At 38.5% G+C, this 15,074-nt stretch carries 13 protein-coding genes; 9 read left to right on the top strand and 4 right to left on the bottom strand.

Annotated features, from left to right (window positions below; all coding sequences use genetic code 11):
- The first annotated feature begins 191 nt into the window (after positions 1–191).
- On the top strand, positions 192–680 hold the full coding sequence (locus MHH70_RS08345; protein WP_066164996.1) for a C40 family peptidase: 489 nt from the start codon (positions 192–194) through the stop codon (positions 678–680).
- Between the two features lie 336 nt (positions 681–1,016).
- On the opposite strand, the gene MHH70_RS08340 is transcribed toward MHH70_RS08345, so the two are convergent.
- Both MHH70_RS08340 and secA2 read right to left on the bottom strand, forming a co-directional pair.
- Positions 1,017–1,925, bottom strand: coding sequence for an accessory Sec system S-layer assembly protein (locus MHH70_RS08340; RefSeq protein ID WP_342473046.1), 909 nt, complete (start codon positions 1,923–1,925; stop codon positions 1,017–1,019).
- Positions 1,926–1,927: 2 nt separating this feature from the next.
- The gene (gene secA2, locus MHH70_RS08335) at positions 1,928–4,297 is read right to left on the bottom strand and encodes an accessory Sec system translocase SecA2 (protein ID WP_066165002.1); all 2,370 of its coding nucleotides are present in this window, start codon (positions 4,295–4,297) and stop codon (positions 1,928–1,930) included.
- Positions 4,298–4,764: 467 nt separating this feature from the next.
- Between secA2 and MHH70_RS08330 the strand changes: the two genes are divergently transcribed.
- Positions 4,765–5,808 (top strand): MraY family glycosyltransferase, encoded by a 1,044-nt coding sequence (locus tag MHH70_RS08330; protein WP_066165005.1) that lies wholly within the window; start codon positions 4,765–4,767, stop codon positions 5,806–5,808.
- Between the two features lie 195 nt (positions 5,809–6,003).
- On the opposite strand, the gene MHH70_RS08325 is transcribed toward MHH70_RS08330, so the two are convergent.
- Together MHH70_RS08325 and MHH70_RS08320 are read right to left on the bottom strand one after the other, a co-directional pair.
- Entirely contained in the window at positions 6,004–7,071 is a 1,068-nt protein-coding gene (locus MHH70_RS08325; protein WP_342473045.1) for an LCP family protein, read from the bottom strand.
- A gap of 140 nt (positions 7,072–7,211) precedes the next feature.
- A complete protein-coding gene (locus tag MHH70_RS08320) occupies positions 7,212–7,844 on the bottom strand; it encodes a YigZ family protein (protein WP_342473044.1) in 633 nt (210 codons plus the stop codon).
- A gap of 309 nt (positions 7,845–8,153) precedes the next feature.
- Between MHH70_RS08320 and MHH70_RS08315 the strand changes: the two genes are divergently transcribed.
- The 7 genes from MHH70_RS08315 to MHH70_RS08285 all read left to right on the top strand — a co-directional run bounded on the left by MHH70_RS08315 (position 8,154) and on the right by MHH70_RS08285 (position 14,942).
- On the top strand, positions 8,154–9,308 hold the full coding sequence (locus tag MHH70_RS08315; protein WP_342473043.1) for a sensor histidine kinase: 1,155 nt from the start codon (positions 8,154–8,156) through the stop codon (positions 9,306–9,308).
- Positions 9,309–9,338: 30 nt separating this feature from the next.
- Positions 9,339–10,013, top strand: a complete 675-nt coding sequence (locus MHH70_RS08310; RefSeq protein WP_066165014.1) for a response regulator transcription factor — start codon at positions 9,339–9,341, stop codon at positions 10,011–10,013.
- A gap of 718 nt (positions 10,014–10,731) precedes the next feature.
- Positions 10,732–11,253: a nuclear transport factor 2 family protein gene (locus tag MHH70_RS08305; RefSeq protein ID WP_342473041.1), complete on the top strand. Its 522-nt coding sequence runs from the start codon at positions 10,732–10,734 to the stop codon at positions 11,251–11,253.
- A gap of 275 nt (positions 11,254–11,528) precedes the next feature.
- A complete protein-coding gene (locus MHH70_RS08300) occupies positions 11,529–12,371 on the top strand; it encodes a DegV family protein (RefSeq protein ID WP_066165021.1) in 843 nt (280 codons plus the stop codon).
- A gap of 41 nt (positions 12,372–12,412) precedes the next feature.
- On the top strand, positions 12,413–13,834 hold the full coding sequence (locus MHH70_RS08295; RefSeq protein ID WP_342473040.1) for a DEAD/DEAH box helicase: 1,422 nt from the start codon (positions 12,413–12,415) through the stop codon (positions 13,832–13,834).
- Positions 13,827–14,429: a phosphoribosyltransferase family protein gene (locus MHH70_RS08290; protein WP_342473039.1), complete on the top strand. Its 603-nt coding sequence runs from the start codon at positions 13,827–13,829 to the stop codon at positions 14,427–14,429. Before MHH70_RS08295 ends, MHH70_RS08290 begins: the two co-directional genes overlap by 8 nt.
- A gap of 99 nt (positions 14,430–14,528) precedes the next feature.
- A complete protein-coding gene (locus MHH70_RS08285) occupies positions 14,529–14,942 on the top strand; it encodes a TIGR03826 family flagellar region protein (RefSeq protein ID WP_066165027.1) in 414 nt (137 codons plus the stop codon).
- Positions 14,943–15,074 lie beyond the last annotated feature (132 nt).

The raw sequence follows: 15,074 nt of genomic DNA, 5'->3' as shown, positions 1-15,074 counted from the left end.
TGCAATGTTTTTGTAAAAAAGATGTTTAAATGTTGATATAACAGGGTATAGAAGGAAGTCGTCATTTAACACAGCTTTTTATATGTGTAACTGTATTGTTACAGAACTGTAATGTTACAGTGGAGCAACTCATGTTAATCTTAGAACAGTTAAATTATCAGAAAATTATTCGGCTGTGTGGAGGATTATTAATGAGTTACAACAATATTTTACGAAATACATTATTAACATTTTTAGCAGCATTAGCTATCTTCTTATCACCTATTGGGAACGATAAAGCATCTGCTGCGGATTTTACTTCAAGCGATTTTAAATCAACAGCTCAAAAATATTTAGGTGTACCATATGCATATGGTGGTACTACAACAAGAGGCTTTGATTGCTCTGGATATGTTCGTGCTGTATTCAGTGATTTAGGCATTACTACATTACCTCGCACTTCAGCATCTATGTACAGTGTAGGAACAGAGGTTAGTAAAAACGATTTAATTCCAGGTGACTTAGTATTCTTTAATACTTCAGGTAGTGGTATTTCTCACGTAGGTGTTTACTTAGGCGGTGGCAAATTCATCCACTCCCAAACGAATATTGGTGTAAGTGTTACAGATATTAATGACAAATGGTATTGGGGTAACCGCTATGTAGGTGCAAAACGAGTTGCGAATGTTTCATTCGAATAATATTATACATACTCTATACATAGTAAAATATACAGCTAATAAAGATTGGTGCGTGAGAACTATTTCACGTGTCAATCTTTTTTATATGACCCATTTCCCAATGTATGATAGAGTGCTGTGAAATATACCATAGGACATGACTCTAGGGAGAGTTGCAAAAATATGAGGTGAGTGCCAATAGAGCACGGCAGGTCGCTGATAAAGAGGGACCGCATGCAAATAAAATTCAGCAAGTCATAACAAATGCTGAAACGCCAATAGAAACAGACCATCCACAACCCTCTCAATCAAACAAAAAATGTTAGACCAAGTTAATCTCGGTCTAACATTTTGTTTTTATTGCTGTGGTACACGTGCTGTCCAGCGTGAAAGGTCAATTCCTTTTACGTTTACTAGTTGGGCAGGGAAAATAAATGTCCACGGCTTTGTTGTATTTGGCAGTACTGTTAAAACAGGGTCAAGTTTGAATGAGCCTTTTGCTACTTGCTTACCGCGCGCGTCGATAATTTCAAGTGGTAGCTGCTCTAAGTTAATTGCTTTGTCGTTACCGTTACGAATAAAGATGGATACATGTAAGCTTTTATCGTTTTGAAGCTTTGCCTGTAAGCCAGTAAAGTTGACCTCTGATTTACCTAGCTTTGGTAAGTCCTTGACGATTTTTTCTAACGCTTCTTGCTGATCCTCTGGCAATTGTTTTTTCCACGTTTCATCTAAATCAAGCTGATGCCCACGTAAAGAAATTAAGTTGAAGGCAATTTTCCATTCGTCTTCTTTTGGTACTTCCTTTACACCTTCTTCAATAGAGCCTTTATCAAACTCAAATACCCAAGGGCGGGCACTTTCAGCGGGAATAATTCCTAAATCCTGGAAGTGGAACGTTTTAGACGCTAGACGCTTGTCATCCTTATCTAAAATAAGTAATTCGATTTCTCCAAGTTCAATCGGTTCTGGTAATGAAGAACGGAAAAATACTTTGACATTCCATGCACCCGTGCGTGGGTTTTCTTCAATATTAATTGCTGATAGTGATAGCTGATTAGGTTTTAATGGCTGCAATTCATTTGCTAAGAAATTAAATACGTATTGTTGCTCTAATGGCACATTCCATTGTGGATGGAAGGATAATTTTGTTACGACATCACGTTCGTCACCTGATTGCTTCGTATCCTTTAATAATTCCTTTGAGTCAACAGCGCTGTCTGCTCCTACTTTATCACCTTTTTTGAAAAAATCGAATAAGCCCATGTTTATAGTTCCTCCTGCTCTTCAATCATTGAAAGATTTTTCATAAATGCTACAAGTTCTTCTACAATGCTACGGCGCAGTTCCTGATAGTTTTTACCGAATAACTCTAAGCCTTCACGTTGGTAAATACGCATTGGGTCTTCTTGCTGGTAATGACGTAATCCGATACCTTCTTTTAAATGCGTCATTTGCTCTAAGTGTTTTACCCATGTTGCGTCAATATAGCTTAATACAACTTGTGGGATGACACGCATCACTTGCTCGTTGCTCTCATAGCTTTCGATAAAGTCACGTAACTCAAATACACTGCTATTCAACGAATCTAAAATTTTAGTTACTTTTGTTTCTGTTCGGTCGATAGTAACGTCTGTTAAAAATAAAGTGTTAACCGTCTGCTCCATTTTATCAAAATTCCATTCAAGCGGGTCGGCTTCCTCTGGTGCATTATCGCGTACTGCAAAATCAACCGTTTCATACATCATACGTGTAATGAGTGCAAGTAAATCTTCACCTGCTAACACTCTATCGCGTAAATCATAAATGATTTTGCGTTGGTCATTAATGACATCATCTAGCTTTAAATTGTATTCACGCATGGAGAAATGAGCACCTTCTACGATGCGCTGTGTGCGATTAATAAGCTCGATAATATCTTTATTCTCAACGCGCTTAATATCGTTGACAATCATTTTTTTACGGAACTTTTCCACATCATCTTTAGCGAAGCGTTTAAACATATCGTCCTCTATTGATAAAATAAACTGGCTTTCACCAGGGTCGCCTTGACGACCAGAGCGTCCACGTAATTGATTATCCACACGACGGCTTTCATGCTTTTCTGTACCGATAACCAAAAGACCACCAAGCGCCTCAACACCTTCACCTAAAACGATATCAGTACCTCGTCCCGCCATGTTTGTCGCAACAGTAATACGTCCTTTTTGCCCAGCCTCAGAAATAAGCTCTACTTCTTGCTCCACCGTTTTTGCGTTTAAGAGCTGGTGCGGTAAGCTATATTTTTTTAGGTACTGTGATACTTTTTCAGATTGTAAAATAGAAGTTGTACCAATTAGTACAGGCTGTCCTTTTTCATGGCGACGCAGCGTTTCTTGCGCTACATACTCATATTTGTCTTCAATTGTTTCGAAGACGATATCTGTTTGGTCGATACGTTTTCGTGGTCTATTCGTTGGAATTTGAATGACACGCATATTGTATACTTCTAAAATTTCCTTTTCCTGAGTTTTTGCTGTACCCGTCATCCCTGACAATTTCGGATACATACGGAAATAGTTTTGAATGGTAATTTGTGCTTGTGCTTTATTTTCCTCTGTTATTTCGACGCCTTCCTTTGCTTCAATTGCTTGATGCAAGCCGTCAGATAATGTTCGGCCTTCCATAATGCGACCTGTAAACATATCCACAAGCTCAATTTTATTATCACGCACGATATAGTCAACGTCGCGCTCAAACATTACGTGGGCACGTACAGCTTGAATAACGTAGTGATAAAGTGTTTGATGCTCTAAATCGTAAAGGTTGTCAACACCAAATGCCGCCTCTACCTTTTCGATACCTTGATCTGTTAAAGAAGTGGCCTTTGTTTCGTCATCAAAATCGTAGTCCTCATCCTTTACAAAGCGCTTCGCTAGCATCGCAGCGATACGATGCAACTCTTCATTTGCCGACATTTTACCTGCAATAATAAGAGGTGTTTTTGCTTCGTCGATTAATACCGAGTCTACTTCATCGATAATCGCAAAATGATATGGGCGCTGTACTTTATCAGCAATCGAATGTGCCATATTGTCACGTAAATAGTCGAAGCCAAACTCTGTGCCGACACCGTATGTAATATCAGCATTGTAAGCATCTTTTTTTGCACCTTGCTCCATCATCGGTACGTTTAAGCCGACTGTTAAGCCGAGGAAGCGGTGAATTTGTCCAATTAATTCGAAGTCGCGCTTTGCTAAATAATCATTTACAGTAATGACGTGTACGCCTTTACCTTCTAGTGCGCGCACATAAGATGGGAGGGATGCGACTAATGTTTTCCCTTCACCTGTAGGCATTTCTGCGATATTACCCTCTGTTAATACTAAACCACCGATTAATTGCACATCGAAGTGGCGCATATTTAAAATACGCTTAGATGTTTCACGAACGACAGCAAATGCGTCAGGGATAATTGCTGTAACTTCTTCGCCATTTTCAATGCGTTCTTTAAATTTCAAAGTCATGCCTTGTAGTTCTTCATCTGACATTGCAGCATATGTTGCTTCAAGTGCATTAATTTGATCTACTATTTTATAGTATCGTTTTAATTCGCGAGCACTTGTTTGCTCTTTATTCCGTTTAAAAATTGAGAACATTTTATTACGCTCCTTTAAAGTTGTCTCCTTAAAATAGCTAGCAGACACTAGCTTATTTTATCAGAAAATCAGCTATATTACTACTCATGGCTGCATGAACAATCAGTGAGAGAAAGAGGCAAAGGTATAGTTTTCACCAAATTGCAGATAATATACAGTAATTTGCGAGAGAAACGCTATATTTTGTATATTAAACGTGTTATAATTATCATGGTTTATTTAGATTCAGTATATTATCTTGGTTAGAAAAGGAAGCGGCAAATACAAAACGTCCGCCCTGCGGATAGTGAAATGAATGCTAATTGACATTTCACTAACGTGAGCAGCGATATGCTCACTAAATCTAAATAAAGCCCCCGGCGGATGTCACGGATTTTGAAGCACTTTTCCACGCTTGCTCGAAAAAATCTGGACCAATTACGCCGAGGCGTAATTGATTATGACGATTAAATTTAAGGAGGAGAGACATGATTTACGTGTCTTTAATTGTCGCGTTTATTGCGGCCATTGTACTAACTCCACTTGTGAAGCGTTTAGCCTTTCGAATAGGTGCTGTTGATGCGCCAAACTACCGTAAAGTGCATGCTCGAATTATGCCAAGGTTAGGTGGACTAGCTATTTTTGGTGCGTTTTTAATCGGAGTAGCTGTATTGCGACCAGAGAGTGAATATACGCTAGCAATTATTTTAGGAGCGACGATTATTGTTGCAACTGGTGTTATCGACGATATGTATGAAATTTCCGCAAAGGCTAAGTTAATCGGACAAATTGCTGCTGCGGCAGTTATCGTATTTGTAGGCGGTATTGATATTGATTTCATCAATTTACCGTTTGGTGGTATTTTAGATTTTGGTTTTTTAAGCATTCCATTTACAATTATTTGGATTGTAGGAATTACGAATGCCATTAATTTAATTGATGGTCTTGATGGTCTAGCAGCAGGTGTATCAACGATTGCTTTAATTACACTTGCAGGAATGGCTTTAAGTATGGGTAATATTTTTGTACTTGTAATGGCGGCTATTTTAGCAGCGAGTACACTGGGCTTTTTATTTTATAATTTCCACCCAGCTAAAATTTTTATGGGTGATACAGGTGCGCTATTTTTAGGCTTTATGATTGCCGTTTTCTCCTTATTAGGATTTAAAAATGTAACGGTTATTTCATTTATTATTCCTGTTATTATGTTAGGTGTACCAATTTCTGATACATTTTTCGCGATTGTGCGTCGATTGCGCATGAAGCAAAAATGGTCGGATCCAGATAAATCACATTTACATCATCGCTTGCTTGATATGGGCTTCTCGCACCGTCAAACAGTGTTAATTATTTACGGTATTGCAAGTATGTTTGGTTTAGCGGCAGTTATCTTCTCAATGTCGACAGTATGGGGCGCTATTTTATTAGTAACAGTCATCTTAGTGGCAATTGAGTTATTTGTCGAAGTAATCGGCTTAGCAGGGAAAAATTACAAACCATTGTTAAACTTAGTACGCATTTTTAATAAATAAAATGAGAAACATCTGAAAAGCAGTGCTTTGCACGCTTTTCAGATGTTTTTTGTTTTCTTAACTAGAATAAATAAATGCTATATTTTTGATACATTAAGGGGACCTCATTTTTTTAGACTTCGCCCGCTTGGCAAATAAAAAGACTGTCTAAAAGTGGCGTATGCGCCTGCTTTTAAACAGTCCTTTTCAAATATATTATTGCTGGTTAGGCACTGTAGATGATTCAGATTGTGTTTGCTCCGAGCCATTGCCTGCTAATGATGAACCGTTCGAAGAGTTTATTGCATCATCTGTTAGGCCGAGATGGCTTTTTAAAATTACTTTTGTATCTTCTAAGGATTGCCCATCAAGCTGATAGTAATATATACCAGTAGACATATCGTCATAGCCTTCTATTGACAGCGAGTCAATACGAGGCACACCTTGTGTTAAATAGCTGAAGAAACCTTTCATTTCTTTGAATGTCATGTTTGTTTTCATGTTTGCGCCAACCGCATCAATTACTTCATCATATTTCATGATTGATGATACGGAAGCCGCTTGCTGTGCAATAGCCTTTAAAATCTCCTGCTGACGTTTACCACGCTCTACGTCACTATCGAGTTTACGTGTACGTGCCAGTGCTAATGCCTCGCGCCCGTTTAAATGCTGTATGCCAGGCTGTAAATTGACTGTATTGCGATCGAATTCATCCTTTTCAAGCATAGCATATGGTACTTCTGCCTCGATACCACCAAGAGCATCTACAACATCAATAAAGGCGTTAAAATTCATACGAACATAATAATCAACGGGAATATCGAATAATTCTTCGACCGTTTCAATCGTTGCAAGCGTACCACCGAATGCGTGAGCATGGGTAATTTTATCTTTATAGCCTATGTGAGGAATATAAACATAAGAATCACGTGGAATGCTTAAAAGCTTTACTGTTTTTGTCGTTCTATTTAATGTAGCAAGCAGCAATGCATCTGATCTAGAGCCCTCACCTTGACCACGTTGTTCACTATCGTCAATCCCTACGAATAATACAGAAACATTATCTTGTATAGGCTCCACCTTCACTTCAGTAGGACGTTTTGTTGAAACTTCGCGATTTTCAATTTCTTCATATGCTTGTTCAACCGCATGTTCTGCTTTTTTCGTTAAGTACATGCCGTAAGTTGTGACGCAAATTAATAAAGATGCGGCTAATATTAATGTTATTTTAAGAGCGAGAGAAAGCTTCGAAGGCTTCTTCTCTTTTTGCTTTGACCGTTTCATTTTCATTCTCCTCTAAATATGTTAGGAATATAGCATTTAACTTTGTGCAAATTTACAATACTATTAATTATACTATGCTGTACCGTATCAGTAAACGAAAAAAGCGAAAATAAGGAGAGTCTTCAAAATCCCCTGATGCTTTAAAGGATAAACTCAATAAATTGTTTGTCGACACAGGCGATTTGCGCTTGCCCATTCGTCAATTCAGTCATCCATTCAGCAAAAGCTTCTTCTTCATCCTTTAAAACGTAAACAAATACTTCGACAGCATCTGCATACTGGATTTCTTTTAAAGTATAGTGCGAATTTCGTACCTCGTTTTCTACTTTACCTAGCCATGTATAGTCAATAGACACTTGCATCAAATGATGTAATTTGCGCTCTACGACTTTTGCGGCATCGAGTCCTTCAGTAGTTGCCCTCCCATAAGCGCGAATTAATCCACCGCCGCCAAGCTTTATGCCACCGAAATAGCGTGTTACGACAACGACGGTATCCTTTAAGCCTTGCTTTTTTAACACTTCTAACATAGGGACGCCTGCTGTACCACTTGGTTCCCCATCATCGTTTGCTTTTTGAATATTGTCATGCTCTCCTATTAAATAGCAGGAGCAATTATGTGTGGCAGAAGGATGCATTTTTTTTATTTTATCTATAAAATCAATGGCTTCCTGTTCTGTTTCGGCACGCTCGACATAAGCAATAAAGCGTGATTTTGAAATGACAATCTCCCTTTCACCAAAACCTTTAACAGTTGAATAATCTTTTCGCATTGTATTTCCTCCCTTAAAAATGTATAGAAAATAATGTATTTGTGAAGTAATAATTTAAAAGTATAATAATTAGTACGATACATATAAATAAGATTTATTTTTTCTGCCCTATATTATAAGATATTTTTATAGTAGCTAATGCGGAAAGCTACTTTTGAAAATAAAGGCTAAAATTCCTATTGCGGCTGGAAAAATAGATCTTCTATCGGTCTAAATTAGGGTGTTATTGTTTGACAATAATCATGAACTATATGTAAAGTTTGATTCAATACAGCGCATATAGATGTCCAATGAGAATGGGGAGATTTGGTGTTTTTAAATGAAAAATTTGATATCGCCTCACTCGATGTTATTTTTAATCGCATGCTTGAAACAATTATGAGCTCTAAAAATGATATATTTATTATAAGTGAACAAAGTCAACGAAACTTCGAAGAAATGCAAAAAGAATTGGCAGCTATTCGAGAAGAAATCGCAGTAGTTATCGATGAAACAGATTGCTTAGAAAGAACTACACAGCTCGCAAAGCAGCGCCTTGTTGTAGTAAGTAAAGCATTCAATACGTTCACAGAAGAGCAGGTGCGTGAAGCATACGAAACGGCTAATAATTTCCAAATACAATATATGCTCGTTCAAGAAAAGGAAAAACAGTTGCGCGAACGACGCGATGATTTGGAAAGACGAATGAAAATACTCTATGATACGATAAAACGGGCTGATCAAATTGTCAATCAAGTAAATGTTGTCGTCAATTATTTAACATCAGATTTAAGGGATGTAGGTCAAGCGCTTGAGCAAGCGAAAATTAAGCAGGACTTTGGCATAAAAATTTTAGCTGCGCAGGAAGAAGAGCGAAAACGTCTGTCGCGTGAAATACATGATGGACCTGCACAAATGATGGCAAATGTTTTAATGCGCTCAGATTTAATCGAGCGTATTTACCGAGAAAAAGGTATGGATGCGGCAATTGAGGAAATTGCACATTTGAAGTTAAATGTGCGTGAGGCCTTGTCAGAGGTGCGCCGTATCATCTACGATTTACGCCCAATGGCATTGGATGATTTAGGTATTTTACCGACATTGAAGAAGTATTTATCAACGGTTATGGAGTATAATGAGGGTGTTAATATTCAATTCCAAACGTTTAATCAGGAAAAAAGATTGGATACAAATTATGAAGTGGCGATTTTCCGATTAATTCAAGAATGTACGACAAATGCTATTAAGCATGGAAAAAGCACAGAAATATCCGTAAAGCTAGAGTGGTTAAAGCGCGACGTTAATATTAGCGTGAAAGATAATGGTGTCGGTTTCGATAAGGAACTGATAAAGGACCAGTCATTTGGCATTATCGGTATGAAGGAACGAATTGACATTTTAAATGGTAAAATGAATATTCGAAGCGAAATTGGAAAAGGCACACTTGTAACATTTAAAATACCTTTTCAAAATGACGAAATATAGATTATAAGTGAAAATTAGGGGGAAATATTTATGACGAAAATTGTAATTATAGATGACCATCAACTTTTCCGTGAAGGTGTCAAACGCATTTTAGATTTTGAGGATACTTTCGATGTAGTAGCAGAAGGTGATGATGGTGTGGATGCGGTAAGCTTATATCGCACGAATACGCCAGATGTTGTCTTAATGGATATTAATATGCCAGGTAAAAATGGCGTAGAGGCGACGCGTGAATTAATCGATGAGTTCCCAGATGCAAAAGTAATTATGTTATCGATTCATGATGACGAATCCTATGTTACGCATGCATTAAAATCAGGTGCACTTGGCTATATGCTAAAGGAAATGGATGCAGATGAAATTGTAGAGGCGATTAAAGTTGTAGCAAACGGAGGCTCTTACTTACATCCAAAAGTAACGAAAAATTTAGTTGCCGAATTCCGTCGTCTGTCTGAGCACGAAAATAATGGCAACTTCCATCAAACAGAAATTCGCCGACCATTCCATTTGTTAACGAAGCGTGAATGTGAAGTATTACAGCTTCTTACGGATGGACAAAGCAACCGTACAATCGGCGAAACACTTTATATTTCTGAAAAAACGGTAAAAAACCATGTATCAAGCATTTTACAAAAAATGAATGTAAACGACCGTACTCAAGCTGTAGTAACAGCAATTAAGAGCGGCTGGGTAGAGGTACGCTAAAAACAAAGGGCTAGGGAGAAAGTTTAAACTTTCTCCCTAGCCCTAATTTTATTCTACCTGAAAACAAGGGGAAACTGATAAAATCCGGCTAGCCGTCTAAAAACAAGGCAAGCCGCAAATATATTCGAGAAGTCGCAAATAAAATGGGCAAGTCGCAAATATAATCGAGAAGTCGCAAATAAAACGTGGCAAGTCGCAAATATATTCGAGAAGCCACAAATAAAACGTGGCAAGTCGCAAATATATTCGAGAAGTCGCAAATAAAACGTGGCAAGTCGCAAATATAATCGAGAAGCCGCAAATAAATCGTGGCAAGTCGCAAATATAATCGAGAAGCCGCAAATAAAACGTGGCAAGTCGCAAATATAATCGAGAAGTCGCAAATAAAACGTGGCAAGTCGCAAATATATTCGAGAAGCCGCAAATAAAATGGGCAAGTCGCAAATATAATCGAGAAGCCACAAATAAAATGGGCAAGTTGCAAATATAATCGAGAAGCCGCAAATAAAACGTGGCAAGTCGCAAATAAAATGAACCTCCCAGCAACTTGAGGAGCGAGGAGCCACCAAAGTGCAAGGTACAGCTTCATAAATGCTAAAAAATTTCGAAATCGAGATGAAACCTCCTACTAGCTAATGCGTCTATATGAAACGGAATATTAAATAAGCAGATGTGCATGATATATGCTACAATATGTGCGCAGGAGGTTTTGAGGAAGATGAAAAAATGGTTGATAATGCTAATAGCAGCTTTTGGGTTAGCAGCATGTGGAGATACAGAGGAACAGCTAAGCGCGGAGCAAACAGCTGATATTATTGAAAAGGGTACGGTTGGCTTTGAGGTAATGGGGGACAAAGTCGAAGCTGCACCGGATGTACCAGATGCGGAAAGAGAGAAAATAATCGGGGTCTTCAATGAGTATATTGCGGCGTTTAATGATGAGGATCTTGATCGCTACAGTTCGACACTTTCCAAAAATGCAACAGGCTTTGATTATGAAAAGGATTTAGTAGAGGCGACAAAAGTTTTTAATTCCTATACAATTAATCGTCAAGCGGACAATATTACGATTATCAAATATGAAGAAAATGAAGCACAAGTATATGCAAATTTAGAAATTGAAATGACTGAGGATGAAACTGGAACAGCGCTTTCTAGTAAAGGCCGTCAAGTAACAGTTTTAGCAAATGAAGACGGAGCATGGAAAGTAACGAGCGTTTTTTATATCGGTAATGAATAAGCCAATATAATGTTTCATATAAATTCATGTTCCACTTTGAAGCTACATAAGGTAGAATTATCTTGATTCAGCAAAAAAGCTCCCACCTTACATAGGGCGAGATGAATGCTTAAATGGCTTTTCATACAACGGATGGCTGAATCAAAATAAAGCCTCCGGCCGGCGGATGTCACAGGACGTGACGGTTTTAGGTTAACTCCACCAATTAGCTCGAAAAAATCTGGACTCGAGTTAGCTGAGGCGTAATTGAGGATGGCAGAGGAGTGGAATAATTGATGAAAATTGCAATTGTAACAGACAGTACAGCCTATTTAACAGCAGAGGAACGTAGCCGTTATAATATTCATATGATTCCTCTAAGTGTCAATTTAGAAGATGGTAGCTATGAAGAAGAGGTCGAAATTACGACTTCTGAATTTTATGATAAAGTGCGAAACTCAAAGGTTTTCCCAAAAACAACACAGCCACCAGTTGGCAAATTTGTCGAGTTATTCGAACAGCTTGCAAAAGATTATGATGAAGTCATTTCCATTCATTTATCTAGTGGGATAAGCGGTACATACCAAGGGGCAGTACAAGCTGCTGATATGGTTGAAGGCATTAAAGTAACAGCTTTTGACAGCGAAATAGCTTGTGCAATACAAGGGATGTATGTGTTGGAAGCAGCTAAAATGGTCGAACAGGGCGCCACTGTAGAGGACATTATAGCTCATTTAGAAAATTTAAGACCAACGTTGAATGCTTACTTTATCGTTGATGACTTAGCGCATCTACAGCGCGGCGGTCGTTTATCTGCGGCAGCTGCATTGATTGGTGGCTTGCTACAGGTAAAGCCTGTCCTACATTTTGTGGACAAAGTAATCGTGCCATATGAAAAAATTCGCACGCGCAAAAAAGCACTGCGTCGTGTGGAAGAGTTGCTGGCCGAGGCGGTTGAAAAGCATGGTGACCTGCAAGTAGCAGTAATCCATGGCAATTGTGAGGAAGAGGCAGCAGAGCTGATGGCGCAATTGCAGGCAAAACACCCAAATACAAGCTTCAAGTTAAGCTACTTTGGTCCAGTCATTGCCACGCATTTAGGCGAAGGCGCACTCGCAGTAGGCTGGTTAAAAAAATAACATTTCAAAAGTCTCTACATTGAATGTAGAGGCTTTTTGTTTTGAGTAGTAAAAAGGAGTTGATATATATTTTAAGAAAAACAAAAAAAGCGCATTATACAGGGCTGCTTATTGACCCTGCGCTAGTAAACCTAATGGAAGGTCGTATTATGCGTAGAGAAGACCTACCTTTTGGACAGGAAGTAATCGAGTTATATATAAAGCGTGGATTTTTTAAAACACATGAAGCAATTTCGGTAACGAATAGTTTTTGGAGGAGGCGTTATCGGTGTGAGCGTTGTTTCAATGAAGAGCAGAGAAAATTCATTCATTTTTATTGTGCGAAATGTGAGCAAACTTGCACTTATTGTCGACATTGCATTGTAATGGGGAGAATTTCTAGCTGTACACAGCTATTGACATGGGGGAGGTCAATTTTCCGTGCTTTAAAAAAACATCAATTTAATTGGGCTGGCACACTGACAAAATTGCAGCAACAAGCATCGCTTGAGTTAGCGAGTAGCATTATGAACAAGCGCTCGCATCTATTACATGCGGTATGTGGAGCAGGGAAAAGTGAAATTCTTTTTCAGCCTATTTATAGAGCACTACAAAAGGGACAGCGCATTTGCATCGCGACACCCCGTACAGATGTCGTGTTAGAATTAGCCCCGCGACTTCAGCAAGCATTTCCTACAACAGTAATTCATGCATTATACGGAGGAGCGCAAAATCAGCATGGCTATGCACAGCTTGTTATTGCGACCACCCATCAGCTATATCGCTTTGTTGACGCCTTTGATGTGATGATTGTCGATGAAGCTGACGCCTTTCCTTATCGCTTTGATGAAGTACTGCAAAAAGCTGTGTATAAAGCGAAAAAGAAGGATGCCCCGGTTGCTTTTGTAACCGCCACTCCAGACGCTAAATTACTCCAAATTTGTGAGGGTTATTCGTTTATATCGAAGCGCTACCATGATTATCCACTACCTATTCCACGATTTCAGCCATTATGGGGCTATAAACAGCACTTAAAAAAAGGTAAGCTACCAAAGCCACTTCAGCATTGGACTGAACAACAAATTATTGCAAAGAAACCATTTCTCATTTTTTTCCCAACGATTGAAATGTTAGAGCAAGCTCACTCGCTCTTTCAACAGCTAGATACGAATATTTTAGCTGTGCATGCTGAAGATCCGACACGTAAAGAAAAAGTCCAGCAATTACGCAACGAAGAAATCCTAGGTTTATTAACGACGACAATTTTAGAAAGAGGCATTACGATTGCTAACGTACAGGTCGCTGTTGTTGGTGCAGAAAGTCCCATTTTTACTGCAGACGCACTTATTCAAATTGCAGGGCGTGTTGGGCGTAGTGAGCTGTATCCGACAGGGGATGTCGTATTTTTTTATCATGGTATCTCGCTAGAAATGGATTTAGCGAAGCGAGAAATTCTGCGTTTAAATGAGGTGTCGAATGAATAAAGAAATAATAAACTGTTTGCTTTGTGAGCGAGAGCTACAACAAATAATAACTTGGCAAACGTTATTTGAACGAAGATTAGCTCCTGTTATTTGTGAACGCTGCAAGCTGAAATTTGAGCTTGTAAATTATCAAAAGGAGGGGCTCTATGCTATTTTTCATTATAATGAAGCAATGAAAAACTTTTTAAGGCAATATAAGTTTTTACAAGATATTATACTAGCAAAAGTTTTTCGACAGGAATTACATGAATTATTAAGCAAGCGTAGCGAAATAATTGTACCGATACCAATGCATCCACTAAAAAAGAAGGAGCGTACATTTGCTCACATTGATGAGCTACTGCATGCGGCTGAAATTCCTTATGAGCATTTACTTGAAAAAACAACGGTAGAAACGCAAGTTGGTAAAAGCAAACTGGAGCGGCAACAAGTAGCTCCGCTTTTTCGTATCGCTCATCAAAAACAATTAACTGCTAAGCATTATATTATTGTAGATGATATTGTAACGACTGGTACGACGATTGCACATGCCAAAAGGGCGTTGCTTGACGCAGGGGCAGAAAGCGTAACTGCGATAGTTTTAATAAAAGGATAAAATTCAAACAATCCGTGATGTATGAAAAGCTCATGGATTGAAGATTCACTTTATTGTATAATGGAGGAAATTAAACGTAGCATTTAGGAGGAAAACATTATGGCGGAGATTAGAAATTGTCCAGAATGCAATGAGTTTTTTAATTACACAGGTTTAAGAGATGTATGCTACAAATGTGCACAAAAGGAAGAAGACATGTATCAAATTGTCTATCGCTTTTTACGTAAACGTGAAAATCGTGCGGCTAATGTCGACCGAATTGAAGAGGCGACAGGTGTAAAAAAAGATTTGCTCTATAAATGGGTACGTAAAGGCCGCTTGCATCCAGCATTATTTCCAAACTTAGGCTATCCTTGTGATAACTGTGGGCGTTTAACGACATCGGGCAAGCTCTGTGACAATTGTCAAAATGAATTGAAATCCGAGTTACGCACATTTGATGCAGCAAAAGAATTCCGTGAAAATGTAGTGCAACGTGAGAAAGGCACATATTTAGCAGATAGAAAGAAATAAATAAAGAAACCGTGGAGACGTTTAAAAAGCCGTGCATAGCCGGCTTTTTGGACGCAAGCTAGAATGAGAGAAACCTCAGTGAAAGAAACAAAACGAACACCCGCTTTTGAAGTGAGTGCTATGAATAATCTT

The sequence above is a fragment of the Metasolibacillus sp. FSL H7-0170 genome, from assembly GCF_038593115.1.
GTDB classification, from domain to species: Bacteria; Bacillota; Bacilli; order Bacillales_A; family Planococcaceae; genus Metasolibacillus; species Metasolibacillus fluoroglycofenilyticus.
This window is presented reverse-complemented; position numbering and strand designations above follow the sequence as displayed.

Excerpts from the sequence above, each read along its gene's own strand:
- MHH70_RS08300 (WP_066165021.1), top strand. The coding sequence starts at position 11,529 with ATGAAAATTGCAATTGTAACAGACAGTACAGCCTATTTAACAGCAGAG.
- MHH70_RS08325 (WP_342473045.1), bottom strand. The coding sequence starts at position 7,071 with ATGAAACGGTCAAAGCAAAAAGAGAAGAAGCCTTCGAAGCTTTCTCTC.
- MHH70_RS08290 (WP_342473039.1), top strand. The coding sequence starts at position 13,827 with ATGAATAAAGAAATAATAAACTGTTTGCTTTGTGAGCGAGAGCTACAA.
- MHH70_RS08320 (WP_342473044.1), bottom strand. The coding sequence starts at position 7,844 with ATGCGAAAAGATTATTCAACTGTTAAAGGTTTTGGTGAAAGGGAGATT.
- secA2 (WP_066165002.1), bottom strand. The coding sequence starts at position 4,297 with ATGTTCTCAATTTTTAAACGGAATAAAGAGCAAACAAGTGCTCGCGAA.
- MHH70_RS08340 (WP_342473046.1), bottom strand. The coding sequence starts at position 1,925 with ATGGGCTTATTCGATTTTTTCAAAAAAGGTGATAAAGTAGGAGCAGAC.
- MHH70_RS08285 (WP_066165027.1), top strand. The coding sequence starts at position 14,529 with ATGGCGGAGATTAGAAATTGTCCAGAATGCAATGAGTTTTTTAATTAC.
- MHH70_RS08330 (WP_066165005.1), top strand. The coding sequence starts at position 4,765 with ATGATTTACGTGTCTTTAATTGTCGCGTTTATTGCGGCCATTGTACTA.
- MHH70_RS08345 (WP_066164996.1), top strand. The coding sequence starts at position 192 with ATGAGTTACAACAATATTTTACGAAATACATTATTAACATTTTTAGCA.
- MHH70_RS08310 (WP_066165014.1), top strand. The coding sequence starts at position 9,339 with ATGACGAAAATTGTAATTATAGATGACCATCAACTTTTCCGTGAAGGT.
- MHH70_RS08305 (WP_342473041.1), top strand. The coding sequence starts at position 10,732 with ATGAAAAAATGGTTGATAATGCTAATAGCAGCTTTTGGGTTAGCAGCA.